Source organism: Paracoccus lutimaris (assembly GCF_003337565.1).
GTDB lineage: Bacteria > Pseudomonadota > Alphaproteobacteria > Rhodobacterales > Rhodobacteraceae > Paracoccus > Paracoccus lutimaris.
The window spans coordinates 80,870-95,318 of the sequence record NZ_QPJL01000001.1; the positions used below are offsets into that span (position 1 = coordinate 80,870).

A 14,449-nucleotide genomic window follows, 5' to 3' on the forward strand; every position below is an offset into this window, starting at 1 on the left:
AAATCACCGAATGAGCATAAGACTTTCCACCATTCATTGAAAGAAGTGGGGCGGCCCCGTGCCATATCTTGAAAGTCTGCGGGTCTTCGTGCGGGTGGTCGAACTGGGTTCGATCACGGCGGGGGGGCGCGATCTGCGCATGTCGCCGGCGGTGGCCTCGAACCGGATCAAGGATCTGGAAACCCGCTACGGGGTGCGGCTACTGAACCGCACCACCCGCAAGTTGGTCCCGACCGAGGTGGGGCGCGCCTTCTACGACAATGCCCGCCGCGTGATCGAGACTCTGGACGAGGCCGAGGCGGTGGTGTCGGGTTTTTCGGGCATGCCGCATGGCGCCTTGCGGGTGACGGCGCCTTTGGGTCTGGGGCGGCGGCTGATCGCGCCTTTGGTGCCCAAGTTCTGCGACGAATATCCGGGGGTCGAGCTGCGCCTGAGGCTTTCCGATCGCAATGTCGACATCATCGCCGATGGCATCGATCTGGCCTTCTTTCTGGGAGAGCCGCAGGATTCGGCGCTGAAATGGCGCCGCATCGCCGAATGCAAGCGCGTGCTGGTGGCGACGCGCGCCTATCTGGAGCGGCACGGCACGCCCGAGCGCCCCGAGGATCTGACCGCGCATAACTGCCTGCTGCTGCGTTACCCGCGCAGCCCGGAATATTACTGGGTGCTGCAAACCCCCGAGGGTCCGCAGAAGCTGCTGGTGAATGGTCGTTTCGACGCCGATGACGGTGACGTGCTCAGCGGCTGGGCGCTGGAGGGGCGCGGCATCGTCAACCGCCCGCGCTATGAGGTAGCCGAGCATCTGGCGCAGGGCCGGCTGGTCGAGGTGCTGGCAAAGACCCCGCCGGTGCCGGCGCAATTCGGCGTGCTGACCCCGCACCGCCGCTTGCAGGATCCCAAGGTGCGGCTGTTTGCCGATTTCATCGCCCGCGAGACGCGGGGGGTCTTTGCCTGACGGTTACGGCGCGGACTTCAGCTTGCAGCCGCAGGCAAGGTTGAAGGGTTTGCCCTCGACCGTGACCTTGGGCGTGCTGATCCGGCCCGTTTGCGTGATCCAAGGCAGGGCGGCGGCCTTGGTGTGGATGGCGTCGATATCGTAGCCCGGCGCGAATGTCGGTTCCAGATTCTCGGCGAAATATGCGGCCGGGCCGGGGGACATCGCCGGCGGCACATAGCTGGCGGATTTCTTCGGTGGCTCGGGCGAGAACACGCCCATGGTGCTGAACTCTCCGCCCAGCCAGACGCCCCGGCCCTGCGCGCAATCGTAATAGAACACGATCTGCTCGCCAATGCAGGCGCCCTTGGTGACGACCTGCCGCAAGACATGTGGGGAAAGCCGCTCGACGGGGTAGGAGGCGATGGACAGCTTTGCGGAACTGTAGGCGACCGAACAGCCCTCGCCGCGCGTGACGGTGGATTTCGTGACCTCGACGGCCGAACAGGCCAGCGCCGCGCCGGCACTCAGCGGCAGTAGCACGAGACTGGTCAGCGGCAGCTTCATGTCGATCCTCGTATGAGATTGCGTCAGACATATCATGTCTGCGGCATGTATCAAAAGGCGGCGCGGGCCTCGTCGCGGACCCATTCCATGACATGCAGCCACGGCGCGCGGCGATAGCGCGCGATGGTCTGGGCATCGCCATCCGTTGGCGCGGGCTCGTCGAAATGCGCCAGCCGCAGCCCGTTCTGCAGCAGCGCCTGCATGTACAGGTGGAACGGCCGGTGCCAGTTGCGGATCAGCATGCCGTTCCAGCTTTCCCATTCGGCGCGGCTGTCCAGATAGTTGTCGATCAGAAAACCGGAGGCGGCCTTGCCCTCGGCGGTCCAGTCCCCGGCGGTGCTGAAGGAATTCAGGTTGGCGATCAGCAGGCTGCCGCCGGGGCGCAGGACGCGCGCCATCTCGGCGATGGCGGCGGCATAGTCGTCGATGTCGATCAGCGTCAGATAGCTGACCACCAGATCGAAACCGGCATCGCCAAAGGGCAGGGCCTCGGCCCGGGCTTGCAGATAGCTGCCCTGCGGGTCACGGGCGCGGGCCGCATCCAGCAGGCGCGCGGTCGGGTCGATGCCGGAGGTGGCGATGCCCTCGGCGGCCAGCATCCGGCAAAACCGCCCCTCGCCGCAGCCGACATCCAGCGCGTTCCGAAAGCCCCGGCCGCGGATGCGCGCCAGCATCGGCGCGTCAAGGACATGGCGGCGCGAAAAATCGCCCTTGTCGCCCATATCGGCGATCCAGGCCTCGGCGGAATCGTCCCAGCCATTATTGTCCATTTGCGCCCCCGGCTATGTCCTTTGCGCTGCTCTAGCCGATTGGGCGATGTGGGGCAAATATCCTTCGCGCCGGGCCTCGATCGCCAGACGCAGGGCAAGAGCGGCCAGCACCATGCCCATCAGCCAGCGTTGCGCCTTGAGCCATGCCGGGCGGCCGCCCAGAACCAGCGACTGCGCCAGTATGGGTTCAAAAGGTTGGTCAAAATGCCCATGGCGAACAGCCGGTGTGGGCTTGTCCTGTCCTGAGGAGCGCCCAAGTGCCAGCCGCACCGGGAGATGCGCGGCAAGCGGTTTTCCTCAGTTCATGGCGAAGGTCTTGGGCAGGCTGCGATACCAGTCCACGATGGCCTGCCGCTCCTGCGGCTCCATGAAGCTGACATTGGCGGGGGGCATGGCATCGGTGACGCCGGCCTGGATATAGATTTCGCGCGCCGCGCGGGTGATGTCGTCGGGGGTCTCCAGCAAGATGCCCTTGGGCGCGGTGTGGATGCCCTCATAGCCCGGCTCGCGGGCGTGGCACATCGAACACCGGCCCATGACGGCGCCGTAGGCCGCGTCCCAGCCGGGCGCCTCGACCATGGCCTGCTGGGTGGGGGTCAGGATGCGGGCCTCGGATTCCTCGACGGTTTCGCGCAGCATCGGCGCGGTCGAGATCCACATGACGATGATGAACAGCACCGTCGTCACCGCCCATGTCCACCACGGCATTCCCTTGCGGGCATGCATGGTGTTGAAGAAATGCCGGATGGTGACGCCCATCAGGAAGATAAGCCCGGCGATCACCCAGTTATATTCATTGGCGAAGGCCAGCGGATAGTGGTTCGACAGCATCAGGAAGACGACCGGCAGCGTCAGGTAGTTGTTATGGGTCGAGCGCAGTTTTGCGATCTTGCCGTATTTCGGATCGGCGGGGCGGCCGGCCCCGAGATCGGCGACGACGATGCGCTGGTTCGGCATGATGACGAAGAACACGTTCGCGGTCATGATCGTGGCGGTGAAGGCGCCCAGATGCAGCATGGTGGCGCGGCCGGTAAAGACCTGATTATAGGCCCAGCCCATGACCATCAGCAGCGCGAACAGCAGCAGCATCAGCAGCGTGGGGGTCTCGCCCAGCTTGGATTTGCACAGGTTCGTATAGACCAGCCAGCCGACCGAGAGCGAGCCGGCCGAGATCAGGATCGCCTGCCAGGGCGCCAGCTCCATCTTGGCGGGGTCGATCAGGAACAGCTCGGACCCGACCCAATAGGTGACCATCAGAAGCGCCGCCCCCGAGATCCAGGTCATGTAGCTTTCCCATTTGAACCAGACCAGATGCTCGGGCATGCGCTCGGGCGCGACCAGGTATTTCTGGATATGGTAGAAGCCGCCGCCATGGACCTGCCATTCCTCGCCATGCGCGCCCTTGGGCAGTCCGGGCGCCTTTTGCAGCCCCAGATCAAGCGCCACGAAATAGAAGGACGAGCCGATCCAGCAGATGGCGGTGACGACATGCGTCCAGCGGATCGCAAAGGCGAGCCAGTCCCAGATGACGGCGAAATCGGACATTGAGGGTCTCCCTGTTCTTGCTTGCGGCCAGATTAGCCCGAGCGGGCAGGGCAGGACTATTCACGCATTCGCCCTTGTTGTCTTAACGGATCGTTGAAAATCTATCTGCCGGAATGATGAAAATGGAAAGAGGGGGCAATGCCCCCTCGGTCGTTCGGTTCAGGGGGCGCTGCCCCCGGCCCGTACCGGGCCTCCCCCGGGATATTTGGACATGAAAGAAGCCGGTCAACTGCCGCGATAGGTCGAGTAGCCGTAGGGCGAGATCAGCAGGGGGACGTGGTAATGGTCCTGTTCGGACATGCCAAAGCGCAGCGGCACCTGATCGAGAAAGCGCGGCTCGGCGGCCTTGTGGCCGATGGCGTCGAGCCAGGCGCCGACATGGAAGACCAGCTCGTATTCGCCGGTCTCGAAGCTGGTTTCGGGCAGGATCGGGCCATCGGTGCGGCCGTCATGATTGGTGACGGTTTCGGCGATCAGGCGGCGGTCGCCGTCGAGGCGCCAGAGTTCGATGCGCATGCCCTGCGCGGGCGCGCCATTGGCAGTGTCGAGGACATGTGTGGTGAGATAGCCGGGCATGTGGGCTCCTGTAATCAATCGGCGAGGCGGGTGATGGCGGCGCGGGCCTGGTCGTGCAGGCGGTTCGTGTCAGCGGTCAGCAGGCGGTGGTCATCGACCACGGCGCGGCCCTCGACATAGACGGCGCGGGGGCGGATCGGGGCGCAGAAGATCAGCGCCGCGACCGGGTCCCATTGCCCGGCCGTCGGCAGTTCCGAGACGTCCCACAGCACCAGGTCGGCACGTTTTCCGGGTTCCAGTGCGCCGATATCGCTGCGGCCAAGGACGCGGGCGCCGCCCAATGTGGCGATCTCCAGCGCCTCGCGCGCGCCCATGGCGGCGGGGCCGTCACGCAGGCGGGCGACCAGCATGGCCTGGCGCGCCTCAAGCCCGAGATGGCTGCAATCGTTCGAGGCCGAGCCATCGACGCCGAGCCCGACCGGGACGCCCGCGTTGCGCATCTGGCGGACGGGCGCGATCCCCGAGGCGAGGCGCGCGTTCGAGCAGGGGCAATGCGCCACCCCGGTGCCGGTGCGGGCGAAGAGGTCGATCTCGGTGTCCGAGAGTTTCACGCAATGCGCGTGCCAGACATCGTCCCCGGTCCAGCCCAGGCTTTCGGCGTAATCGCCGGGCAGCATGCCGAAATTGGCCAGCGAATAGGCGATATCCTCGTCGTTTTCGGCCAGATGGGTGTGCAGGCGCACGCCCTTGTCGCGGGCAAGGATGGCGGCGTCGCGCATCAGCTCGCGACTGACCGAGAAGGGCGAGCAGGGCGCGAGGCCGACCTGCACCATGGCGCCGGGGTTCGGGTCGTGGAAGGCGGCGATCAGGCGTTCGCTGTCCTTGAGGATCGCGGCCTCAGTTTCGACCAGCGCGTCGGGGGGCAGGCCGCCCTTGCTTTCGCCGATGGACATGGCGCCGCGCGTGGCCGTGAAGCGGATGCCGATTTCGGAGGCCGCCTCGATGCTGTCGTCAAGGCGGGCGCCGTTCGGGAACAGGTAAAGATGATCCGACGAACAGGTGCAGCCCGACAGCGCCAGTTCGGCCAGTCCGATCCGGGTCGAAAGGCGGATGTCATCGGGACCCATGCGGCCCCAGATCGGGTAAAGTGTCCTGAGCCAGCCAAACAGCGCCGCGTCCTGTGCGGCGGGCACGGCGCGGGTCAGGGTCTGGAACAGGTGGTGATGGGTGTTCACAAAGCCCGGGGTGACGACGCAGCCCCGGGCATTGACGATCTCGGCGCCCTCGGAGGAAAGGTTCGTGCCGACGGCGAGGATGACCCCGCCGTCGATCAGAACGTCTCCGCCCGCGATTTCACGCCGGGCACCGTACATGGTCACGACCACTTCGGCGCCGCGGATCAGCAGGCGGCGGGGCATCAATGCACCTCGGCGGCGTGGCCGGCATTGCGGATGTCTTCCTCGGTCGCGTGGGGGGCGCCGTTGAAGAACCAGTTCAGCAGGACTGCCGCGACGGCCGCCAGCAGGATGCCGGAATGGATCAGCGTATGCAGCGAATGCGGCAGCCACTGGTTGAAGTCGGGTGCGATCATCGGGATCATTCCAAGCCCAAGGGAAACGGCGACAATGAAGAGATTATGCTTGTTGCCCTTGAAGTCCACCGTTGCAAGGATGCGGATGCCGGTCGCGGCGACCATGCCGAACATCACCAGACCCGCGCCGCCCAGCACCGTCGTCGGCAGGCTTTCGACCAGCGCGCCCATTTTCGGGATCAGCCCCAGCACCACCATGATCGCGCCACCCGCCACGCAGACAAAGCGCGAGCGCACGCCGGTCACGCCGACCAGCCCGACATTCTGCGAAAACGACGTATAGGGGAAGGTGTTGAAGAGCCCGCCGATCGCGGTGCCCAGCCCGTCAACGCGCAGCCCGGCGGTCAGCGCCTTTGGGGTGATCTTGCGCCCGCAAAGGTCGCTGAGCGCCAGGAACATGCCGGTCGATTCGATCATGGTCACGAACATCACCAGAAGCATGGTCAGGATCATCACCGGGTCAAAGATCGGCGTGCCGAAATGCAGGGGCGCGATCGGCGCAAACCATGCCGCGCCGGCGATCCGGTCGAAATGCATCATGCCCAGCGAGGCTGCCAGGATGCCGCCGATCACGATGCCCATCAGCACCGCGATATTGGCCAGAAACCCCTTGGCAAAGCGCGAGATCATCAGGATCGAGCCCAGCACCACCAGCCCGATCAGGATCCGCGGCAGCGAGGCATATTCGGGGTTGGCGACCGAAGGCATCAGCTTGACGCCAGCGGGCACGCCACCGGCGGCGACGGCGCCCTCCAGCCAGGCGGCATGGCCTGGATCGACCAGCTTGGGCGCGGTCGGGCCGACCGGCAGGCCGAAGAGCCAGTTGATCCCGACCGGCATCAGGCTGACGCCGATGACCAGAATGACGGTCCCGGTCACCACGCTGGGGAAGAACCGCAAGAGCCGCCCGACCAGCGGCGCGAACAGGATCGAGATGAGGCCCGCGGCCATGATCGCGCCGAACATCATCCGCGCGCCCTCATGTCCGGGGCTGGCCGAGGCGATGGCGACCATCGGCCCGACGGCGGCGATGGTCACACCCATCATCACCGGCAGCTTGATGCCGAACCATTGCGTGACGCCAAAGGACTGGATGATGGTGACGATCCCGCAGACGAACAGGTCGGCGGAAATCAGAAAGGCCACGTCCTGCGCCTCAAGCTGCAGGGCGCGGCCAACGATCAGCGGCACCGCGATGGCGCCGGCATACATCACCAGCACATGCTGCAGGCCAAGCGCCAGCAGCCTTGGGCCGGGGATGCGTTCCTCGACCGGGTCGAACCCGGTCTGGGTTTCAACTGCTTGCATCCGTCCTTATCCTCCCTGATCGGACGGGTGTGGCTTTGAGGTCAGATATCGACCTTTTGCGCCACCCCTTTCTGTTTTGCCAATTCGACCACGGCCGCCGCGACCGCGAGGTCTTGCAGGCCCACGCCGGTGCCGTCGAAGATGGTGACCTCGGCGCCTGCGCGGCCGGGGTTGTCGCCGGTCACCACCGCACCCAGTTCCCCGATCGTCTCCTCTGCGATCAGGCCCTGCGCGATGGCGTGCTGGCATTCGCCGATGCTGACCGATTGCGCGATCTCATCGGTAAAGACGCGGGCGCGGGCGACCAGCGCCGGGTCGAGTTCCTGCTTGCCCTTGGTGTCGGTGCCCATGGCCGCGATATGGGTCGGCCCCGCGACATGGCCGTCCATCAAAAGCGGGCCAAAGGACGAGGTGATCGAGATGATCACATCGGCCTGCGCGCCCAGCGTCGGCAGGTCCACCGCCTCGAAGGGCAGACCAAGTTCGCTGGCGGTATCTGCCAGACGGGTCAGCATCTCGGGATGGGGGTTCCAGCCGATCACCCGCTCAAAGGCATGGGCGCGGGCCGCTGCACGAAGCTGAAAGGCGGATTGATGGCCGGCGCCGATCATGCCCAGCACCTTCGCCCCCTTGGGCGCCAGATACTTGATCGAGACCGCGCTGGCCGCCGCCGTGCGCAGGGCGGTCAAAAGGTTCCCGCCCACCGCCGCCGAGACGCGCCCGGTATCGGCGTCGAACAGGAACACCGTCGATTGGTGGTTGATCAGCCCGTGCTTCTGGTTGTTGGGCCAATAGCCCCCGGCCTTCAGGCCCAGCGTCAGGGCGTCGGCGTCAAAGCCGCCCTTGAAGCCGTAAAGCGCGTCCTCATGCCCCAGCGCCTCACGCACGACCGGAAAGTTCTGGGCCTTGCGCCGGGCCATGGCGGCAAAGACGGCCTCGATGGCGTCAAAGGCTGCCTCGGGCGTCATCAGCCCGGCGATCTGGTTTTCGGCGACGACCAGCATCAATAGCCCTTTCCACGGGCGCTGACCGGCCAGACGGTCTCGACCTTGCCGTTGCGGACGCCGACATACCAGTCATGGACATTGCAGGTCGGGTCGCAATGGCCGGGGACAAGGCGCAGCTTGTCGTTGACGCGCAAGACGCCGTCCTTGTCCTCGATCACGCCATGCTCGTCGCTGCATTTGATGTATTTCACATCGTCGCGGCCATAGATGAAGGGCAGGCCGCTATCGACCGATTGCGCCTTGAGGCCCGCGTCGCAGACCGCCAGATCGGGTTTCGCGTGGCTCATCACGCTGGTCAGGATGAACAGCGCGTTTTCCCATTCGCCCTGGTCGATGCGCTGGCCGTCGCGATCCTTGATGCGGCCGTAATCGGCATCCATGAAGGCATAGCTGCCGCATTGCAGCTCGTTATAGACGCCCGAATTGCTCTCAAAGTAATAGCTGCCGGTGCCGCCGCCCGAGACCAGTTCGGGCTCCAGCCCCAAAGCCGTCAGCGCCTCGACCGCGTCACGCACCTGCGCGATGGCCGCGTCGAGTTTCGCCTTGCGATCCTCAAAGCTGTCCATGTGCTGCATGGCGCCCTGATAGGCCTGAAGGCCGGTGAATTTCAGGTTGGGTGCGGCGTCGATGGCCTGTGCGATCGCAAGCACGGCGGGGGTGGTCTTGACGCCGCAGCGCCCGGCGCCGCAGTCGATCTCGACAAAGCACTCCAGTTCGGTGCCATGGCGCACCGCCGCCGCCGAGAGGTCGGCCACGTTCGCGACATCATCGACGCAGACGAGGATGCGCGCGCCGGTTTTCGGCAGCCGCGCCAGCCGGTCGATCTTTTGCGGATCGCGGACCTGATTGGAGACCAGAATGTCCTGAATGCCGCCACGGGCAAAGACCTCGGCCTCGGACACCTTCTGGCAGCAGACACCGATTGCGCCGCCAAGGCTTTCCTGCAGCTTTTGCACATCGACCGATTTGTGCATCTTGCCATGGCTGCGATGGCGCATGCCATGGGCTGCCGCATAGGCGCCCATCTTGGCGATATTGCGCTCCAGCGCGTCCAGATCAAGGATCAGGCAGGGGGTCTGGATATCGGCCTCGTTCATGCCGGGCAGGGCGGGAATATCATAGCCGACCTCGTAGCCGGCGAAATCCGTTTTGGCGTTCATGGCGTTACCTCAGTTCCACGGCAGGCGGTCAAGATCGACATTGCCGCCGGTGATGATGATGCCGACGCGCTTGCCGGCGAATGTGTCGGGGTTCTTCAGGATCGTGGCCAAAGGCACGGCGCTCGATGGCTCCATCACGATCTTCATGCGCTTCCAGATCAGCTTCATCGCCTCAATGATCTCGGGGTCCGAGGCGGTCAGGATGTCGGTGACGTGGCTTTTGACGAAATGCCAGGTCAGTTCCTTCAGCGGCACCTTCAGCCCGTCGGCGACGGTCTCGGGGGCGTCGTCGGCGATGATGTGGCCGGCCTTGAAGCTGCGATAGGCATCGTCGGCCTGTTCCGGCTCGGCGGCGTAGATTTTCACCCCCGATGCAAGGTTCGAGAGCGTCAGGCAGGTGCCCGAGATCATGCCGCCGCCGCCGATGGGCGCGACCACCGCATTGAGCCCCTCGACCTGTTCGATCAGTTCCGCCGAGCAGGTCGCCTGTCCGGCGATCACCCGCCAGTCGTTATAGGGATGCACGAACTCGGCCCCGGTCTCGGCCACGACCTCGGCAAAGACCGCCTCGCGCGAGCTGGTCGAGGGTTCGCATTCCACCACCCGGCCGCCATAGCCTTTGACGGCATCCTTCTTGGCCTGCGGCGCCGTGCGCGGCATGACCACGGTGCAGGGGATGCCGCGCCGGCCGGCGGCATAGGACAAGCAGGTGCCGTGATTGCCGCTGGAATGGGTGGCGACGCCGCGCGCCGCCTGATCGTCGGTCAGGCCAAAGACCGCATTGCTGGCCCCGCGCGCCTTGAAGGCCCCGGCCTTTTGCAGGTTCTCGCATTTGAAGAACAGCTCGGCCCCGGTCAGCTCGTTCAGAAAGCGCGAGGTCAGGACCGGCGTGCGGTGGATATGCGGGGCAATGCGGGCGCGTGCGACCAGCATGTCATCGAGCGTCGGGATATACATGGCGTCCCGCATCCTAGGCCGCCTTCTGCAGGGCCGCCGCGGTCGAGCGGCGGTAATGTTCCTGCGCCGCCGCGACACCCGAACCCAGGGTGACCGGCAGGCCCAGATCGGCCATGACCATTTCAGCTGTGGCCAGACCCGACAACGCCATGGCGTCGGTCAGGCTGCCCAGATGGCCGATGCGGAAGACCTTGCCAGCCAGTTGCCCCAGCCCGGTGCCAAAGGCCATGTCATAGGTTTCCAGCGCATGGGCGACAAAGCGGTTGGCGTCAAAACCCTCGGGCATGCGGATGGCGCTGACGCTGTCCGAGTAAAGCGCCGGGCGCGCGGCGCAAAGCCTGAAGCCCCAGGCATCGACCGCCGCGCGCACGCCGCCGGCGATGCGGGCATGGCGGGCAAAGACATTCTCCAGCCCCTCGTCCAGCAGGCGCTGGCAGGCCAGGTTCAGCCCGTTGATCAGCCCGACCGGCGGCGTATAGGGATAGCCGTTGCGCGCATAGCCCGAGGCCATGTCGCGGATGTCAAAGAAGGTGTGGGGCAGGCGGGCGGTTTCGACGGCCTGCATGGCCTTGGGCGAAAAGGCGGTGATCGCCAGACCGGGCGGCAGCATGAAGCCCTTTTGCGAGCCGGTGACGGCGATATCGACGCCCCATTCGTCCATGCGGAAATCCATCGAGCCGATCGAGCTGACGCCATCGACGAACAGCAGCGCCGGGTGGCCCGCCGCATCCAGCGCCCGACGGACGGCGGCAATGTCGGATTTCACGCCGGTGGCGGTCTCGTTATGGGTGGCCAGAACGACGCGGATCTCATGGCCCTTGTCGGCGGTCAGGATCTCTTCGAAGCGGTCGGCGGGGATGCCTTCGCCCCAGGGCGTCTCGACGATGGTGACGTCCAGCGCGTGGCGCTGGCACATGTCGATCCAGCGCAGGCTGAACATGCCGTTGCGCGCCGCCAGCACCTTGTCGCCCGGCGACAGCGTGTTCGAGATCGCGGTTTCCCAGCCGCCGGTCCCGGTCGAGGGGAACAGAAAGACCTGCGCCTCTGTGGTCTTGAGAACCTGCTTCACCCCGTCCAGCGCGGGATGCAGCATCCGCCCGAACACCGGCGAACGGTGGTCGATCGTGGGCATGTCCACGGCCTTGCGCATCTCCTCGGGGATGTTGGTCGGGCCGGGAATAAAGATTGGGTTCTGGCTTGTCATGGCTTTCCTCCGCAGTTGTGAAACAGCCTAGGGCGCGGCGTCCAGTCGGGCAATTTTTCTGAAAAATATTTCGCAATGATGGAAAAATCGTGTATTTCCTCTGCAGATCAGTGGTCTGCGTTTTTCCGTTTCATATTCTTGATTTTCAATAGAATGGATAACCAGTCGAAAGGAATGGTTGAATGTCAGCAGAAACGCGGAAAAGGGGTCGTCCGCGCGGCCGTGCGGCGGGCAGCGAGGATTCCGGCGGCGTGCGGGCGCTGCACCGGGCGCTGGACATTCTGGACCTCATTGCCGCAGGGGGCGGGCTGACGCTGAGCGAGATCGCCCAGCGGCTGGATCTGGCGCCCTCGACCGTGCATCGGGTGCTGGTCACGCTGGCCGCGCGGGGCGTGGCGGAAAGCGATCATGCGACCCAGGGTTGGCATGTCGGGCCGACTGCCTTTCGCCACGGCTCGGCCTTCATGCGCCGCTCGGGCCTGGTTGAGCGTGCGCGCCCGGTCCTGCGCCGGCTGATGGAGGCCACGGGCGAGACCGCCAATCTGGGCATCCTCAACGGCGATACGGTGCTGTTTCTCAGCCAGGCCGAAACCCATGAGACGATCCGCGCCTTTTTCCCGCCCGGCACCCGCTCGCCGCTGCATGCTTCGGGGATCGGCAAGGCGCTTCTGGCGCATATGCGCCCGACCGAGCTGCGCTTTCTGTTGCGCGAGATGCGGCTTGAGCGTTTCACCCCCATGACCCTGACCCAGCCGCAGGCGCTGCTCGAGGATCTCGGACAGATCCGGGCGCGCGGCTATTCGCTGGACAATGAAGAGCGCAGCCTTGGCATGCGCTGTATTGCCGCACCGATCTTTGACCTTGCAGGCGAAGCGGCGGCTGGGATCTCGGTCTCGGGACCCTTGGTGCGGATGGGGGATGCGCGGCTGACGGCCATTTCCGAGACCGTGATCGCGGCTGCGCGCGAACTGTCCTTTGGCATGGTCAGGCGTACAGACAGCGAGTGATTCGTCCTGCAAGTTGAATCGATATTGTTTTAAAACAATATGTTATGCTAATATTTTCGGGTAGTGCCTGGGAAAGATTCGCGATTCACGTCTGTTTCACGGTCGATGATTTAGCCTTTCATTAACATTCGATCCAGTGGTCCCGCCGAAGGGATCGCGGACGATTACGCCAGGAGCCAGAACATGGACGATCTCGTTGGCAGTTTTGACAGCTTTGAGCCGGGCATGCTTGGCCTGAACTGGGCAGAGCACCTTGCCGGCGACCCTGCCGCGCCCGTCAACAGCGGCATGCTGGATGCCTGCCGCCCCTCGACCCAGGTCTACGGCGCGTGCAGCGTCGAGACCTATCGCGCCGCCGGCGCGCTGAATGCCGCCCATCGCGATGCGGGCGGGTTTCTGGATGCGGTGGACAGCTTTGCCGCCCCCGATTACTGGCGCCGCGACGCGGCGGTGAAATCCTGGCTCTACGATTCCGGGCTGGCCGCCGCCGCCGGGCGCAATATCGATGCCGTCCGCGTGTTTTACCATGCCGGGCATGGCCGGATGGACGATACCGGGAACTTCCGCCTGCCGATGGGGGCATTGTGGACCGGCGTCGATGCCTGTCTGGAATCCGGGCGCATGTGGCTTGGCGCCGACAAGCTGCGGTATCTGTTTTGGTCAACGAGTGAATCGCTTTGCGTGTCCGAGGGGCGCAATCCCTTGCGCAGCTGGGCACGTAGCAATGCCGGGCTGCGGATGATGTTCGGTTTCGATTCGGTCTGCTGGGATTCGGGCTCGTATGGGGCGAATTTCTGGCGCCATTGGCGCATGGGCAAATCCTTTTCCCAAGCCTGGCTGGACGGCGCCTGGGACGTCGCCCATGACCAGAATCCGGTCGTTGCCGCCTGCGGCGCGACCCGCGACGAGGCGCTGGCGACGCTGTTTGACGAGCGCCGCTTTGATGCCGCGCGGGCCAAGGGATCGTGGTGGGCCTGGCGCTGGCACGCGACGCTGCCGGCGCATCGGCGCGATGTCGTGCTGTCGGCACCGCCCTCCGAGCTGCGCACCGCCAGATTGGTTCCGGTGGCCGAGGATACCGCGCTGGCGGAACGCGTGCTGCACACGCTGAACATCTCGCCCCGGCTGGTGCCGCGCGACGATCAGGGGCGCATGACGGTTTCCTCGGACGCGATCCATTTCATGCGCCGCGCGGACGGGCATATCCTGCTGGAACTTGCCCGCAGCGGACCCGGCGAGCGCGAGCGGAGCGGCGTGCCGATCCAGCGCCGCGCCCTCGTCAACCGGGCGCGCAGCGCGCTGCGCCGCTACGGCTTTGTTTCGCCGGGCTCGGAGCTGGTCTTTGACCGCATTTCGCTGGCGCTCTCGGCGACACAGAGCCTGCATCTGGCGGCCGAGCCGCCCGTCGAGACGCTGGACGAGATCATCGTGCAGTTCCGCCAGTCGATCGGCGGCATTCCGATCCTGACCCCGGGCGCGGGCACGCTGCGGCTGGCGATGCGCCCCGACGGCACGGTTCTGCGCATCGAATCGACCCTGCGTCAGGTGGCGGAACTGCTGCCCGCGCGCAGCTATTCCAACAGCGGCTCCGAGGATCCGCCGGTGCCCGAGGGCTTTGCCCCCACCTGCGCCCTCGAGGCGCCGGGCACCGCGCAATCGCTGGCCCGCCATTCCGCGCGGCTGATGCGGGATCTGGCGGCGCGGGGGGCGGCGCCCCTGAACCTGACCATTCTGCCGGGCACGACTGAGGTCGGCTACGGCGTTCGCAGCAATACCGCACGGATCGTCGCGCGCGAGGGCATCGAGATCGAATGCGCGCGCGGGTTCCGCAAGAGATACTGGATGCAGTCCAACCTGGGAGACTGATCCGGTAGCCCGGGGAA

At 65.4% G+C, this 14,449-nt stretch carries 13 protein-coding genes; 3 read left to right on the top strand and 10 right to left on the bottom strand.

The features are described from left to right. Positions 1-58: 58 nt before the first annotated feature. Positions 59-955 (top strand): LysR family transcriptional regulator, encoded by an 897-nt coding sequence (locus DFP89_RS00390; protein WP_114347407.1) that lies wholly within the window; start codon positions 59-61, stop codon positions 953-955. Positions 956-958: 3 nt separating this feature from the next. Here the strand turns inward: DFP89_RS00390 and DFP89_RS00395 are convergent, their stop codons facing one another. The 10 genes from DFP89_RS00395 to bhcA form a co-directional block, all read right to left on the bottom strand. Next, on the bottom strand, positions 959-1,501 hold the full coding sequence (locus tag DFP89_RS00395; RefSeq protein WP_114347408.1) for a hypothetical protein: 543 nt from the start codon (positions 1,499-1,501) through the stop codon (positions 959-961). A gap of 50 nt (positions 1,502-1,551) precedes the next feature. Then, positions 1,552-2,271, bottom strand: coding sequence for a class I SAM-dependent methyltransferase (locus DFP89_RS00400; protein WP_114347409.1), 720 nt, complete (start codon positions 2,269-2,271; stop codon positions 1,552-1,554). A 297-nt stretch (positions 2,272-2,568) separates the two neighbouring features. After that, positions 2,569-3,816: a urate hydroxylase PuuD gene (locus DFP89_RS00410; RefSeq protein WP_114347410.1), complete on the bottom strand. Its 1,248-nt coding sequence runs from the start codon at positions 3,814-3,816 to the stop codon at positions 2,569-2,571. A 225-nt stretch (positions 3,817-4,041) separates the two neighbouring features. Further along, positions 4,042-4,392, bottom strand: coding sequence for a hydroxyisourate hydrolase (uraH, locus tag DFP89_RS00415; RefSeq protein WP_114347411.1), 351 nt, complete (start codon positions 4,390-4,392; stop codon positions 4,042-4,044). 14 nt (positions 4,393-4,406) lie between these two features. Then, positions 4,407-5,750, bottom strand: coding sequence for an 8-oxoguanine deaminase (locus DFP89_RS00420; protein WP_114347412.1), 1,344 nt, complete (start codon positions 5,748-5,750; stop codon positions 4,407-4,409). Next, entirely contained in the window at positions 5,750-7,231 is a 1,482-nt protein-coding gene (locus DFP89_RS00425; protein ID WP_114347413.1) for a nucleobase:cation symporter-2 family protein, read from the bottom strand. The genes DFP89_RS00420 and DFP89_RS00425 overlap by 1 nt, the downstream gene beginning before the upstream one ends. A gap of 41 nt (positions 7,232-7,272) precedes the next feature. Next, positions 7,273-8,235, bottom strand: a complete 963-nt coding sequence (bhcD, locus tag DFP89_RS00430) for an iminosuccinate reductase BhcD (protein WP_114347414.1) — start codon at positions 8,233-8,235, stop codon at positions 7,273-7,275. Further along, the gene (bhcC, locus tag DFP89_RS00435) at positions 8,235-9,398 is read right to left on the bottom strand and encodes a 3-hydroxy-D-aspartate aldolase BhcC (protein ID WP_114347415.1); all 1,164 of its coding nucleotides are present in this window, start codon (positions 9,396-9,398) and stop codon (positions 8,235-8,237) included. Before bhcC ends, bhcD begins: the two co-directional genes overlap by 1 nt. 9 nt (positions 9,399-9,407) lie before the next feature. After that, the gene (gene bhcB, locus DFP89_RS00440; RefSeq protein ID WP_220269789.1) at positions 9,408-10,367 is read right to left on the bottom strand and encodes a beta-hydroxyaspartate dehydratase BhcB; all 960 of its coding nucleotides are present in this window, start codon (positions 10,365-10,367) and stop codon (positions 9,408-9,410) included. A gap of 1 nt (position 10,368) precedes the next feature. After that, on the bottom strand, positions 10,369-11,559 hold the full coding sequence (gene bhcA / locus DFP89_RS00445) for an L-aspartate--glyoxylate aminotransferase BhcA (protein WP_114347416.1): 1,191 nt from the start codon (positions 11,557-11,559) through the stop codon (positions 10,369-10,371). Positions 11,560-11,741: 182 nt separating this feature from the next. Between bhcA and bhcR the strand changes: the two genes are divergently transcribed. Both bhcR and DFP89_RS00455 read left to right on the top strand, forming a co-directional pair. After that, entirely contained in the window at positions 11,742-12,566 is an 825-nt protein-coding gene (gene bhcR / locus DFP89_RS00450; protein ID WP_114347417.1) for an HTH-type transcriptional regulator BhcR, read from the top strand. A gap of 183 nt (positions 12,567-12,749) precedes the next feature. Continuing rightward, entirely contained in the window at positions 12,750-14,432 is a 1,683-nt protein-coding gene (locus DFP89_RS00455; RefSeq protein ID WP_114347418.1) for a DUF6345 domain-containing protein, read from the top strand. The last annotated feature ends 17 nt before the right edge of the window (positions 14,433-14,449 follow it).

What these genes read in the sequence shown, in the direction of transcription:
- DFP89_RS00395 (WP_114347408.1), bottom strand. Translation starts at nt 1,501, where the DNA reads ATGAAGCTGCCGCTGACCAGTCTCGTGCTACTGCCGCTGAGTGCCGGC.
- DFP89_RS00400 (WP_114347409.1), bottom strand. Translation starts at nt 2,271, where the DNA reads ATGGACAATAATGGCTGGGACGATTCCGCCGAGGCCTGGATCGCCGAT.
- DFP89_RS00410 (WP_114347410.1), bottom strand. Translation starts at nt 3,816, where the DNA reads ATGTCCGATTTCGCCGTCATCTGGGACTGGCTCGCCTTTGCGATCCGC.
- uraH (WP_114347411.1), bottom strand. Translation starts at nt 4,392, where the DNA reads ATGCCCGGCTATCTCACCACACATGTCCTCGACACTGCCAATGGCGCG.
- DFP89_RS00420 (WP_114347412.1), bottom strand. Translation starts at nt 5,750, where the DNA reads ATGCCCCGCCGCCTGCTGATCCGCGGCGCCGAAGTGGTCGTGACCATG.
- DFP89_RS00425 (WP_114347413.1), bottom strand. Translation starts at nt 7,231, where the DNA reads ATGCAAGCAGTTGAAACCCAGACCGGGTTCGACCCGGTCGAGGAACGC.
- bhcD (WP_114347414.1), bottom strand. Translation starts at nt 8,235, where the DNA reads ATGCTGGTCGTCGCCGAAAACCAGATCGCCGGGCTGATGACGCCCGAG.
- bhcC (WP_114347415.1), bottom strand. Translation starts at nt 9,398, where the DNA reads ATGAACGCCAAAACGGATTTCGCCGGCTACGAGGTCGGCTATGATATT.
- bhcB (WP_220269789.1), bottom strand. Translation starts at nt 10,367, where the DNA reads ATGCGGGACGCCATGTATATCCCGACGCTCGATGACATGCTGGTCGCA.
- bhcA (WP_114347416.1), bottom strand. Translation starts at nt 11,559, where the DNA reads ATGACAAGCCAGAACCCAATCTTTATTCCCGGCCCGACCAACATCCCC.
- bhcR (WP_114347417.1), top strand. Translation starts at nt 11,742, where the DNA reads ATGTCAGCAGAAACGCGGAAAAGGGGTCGTCCGCGCGGCCGTGCGGCG.
- DFP89_RS00455 (WP_114347418.1), top strand. Translation starts at nt 12,750, where the DNA reads ATGGACGATCTCGTTGGCAGTTTTGACAGCTTTGAGCCGGGCATGCTT.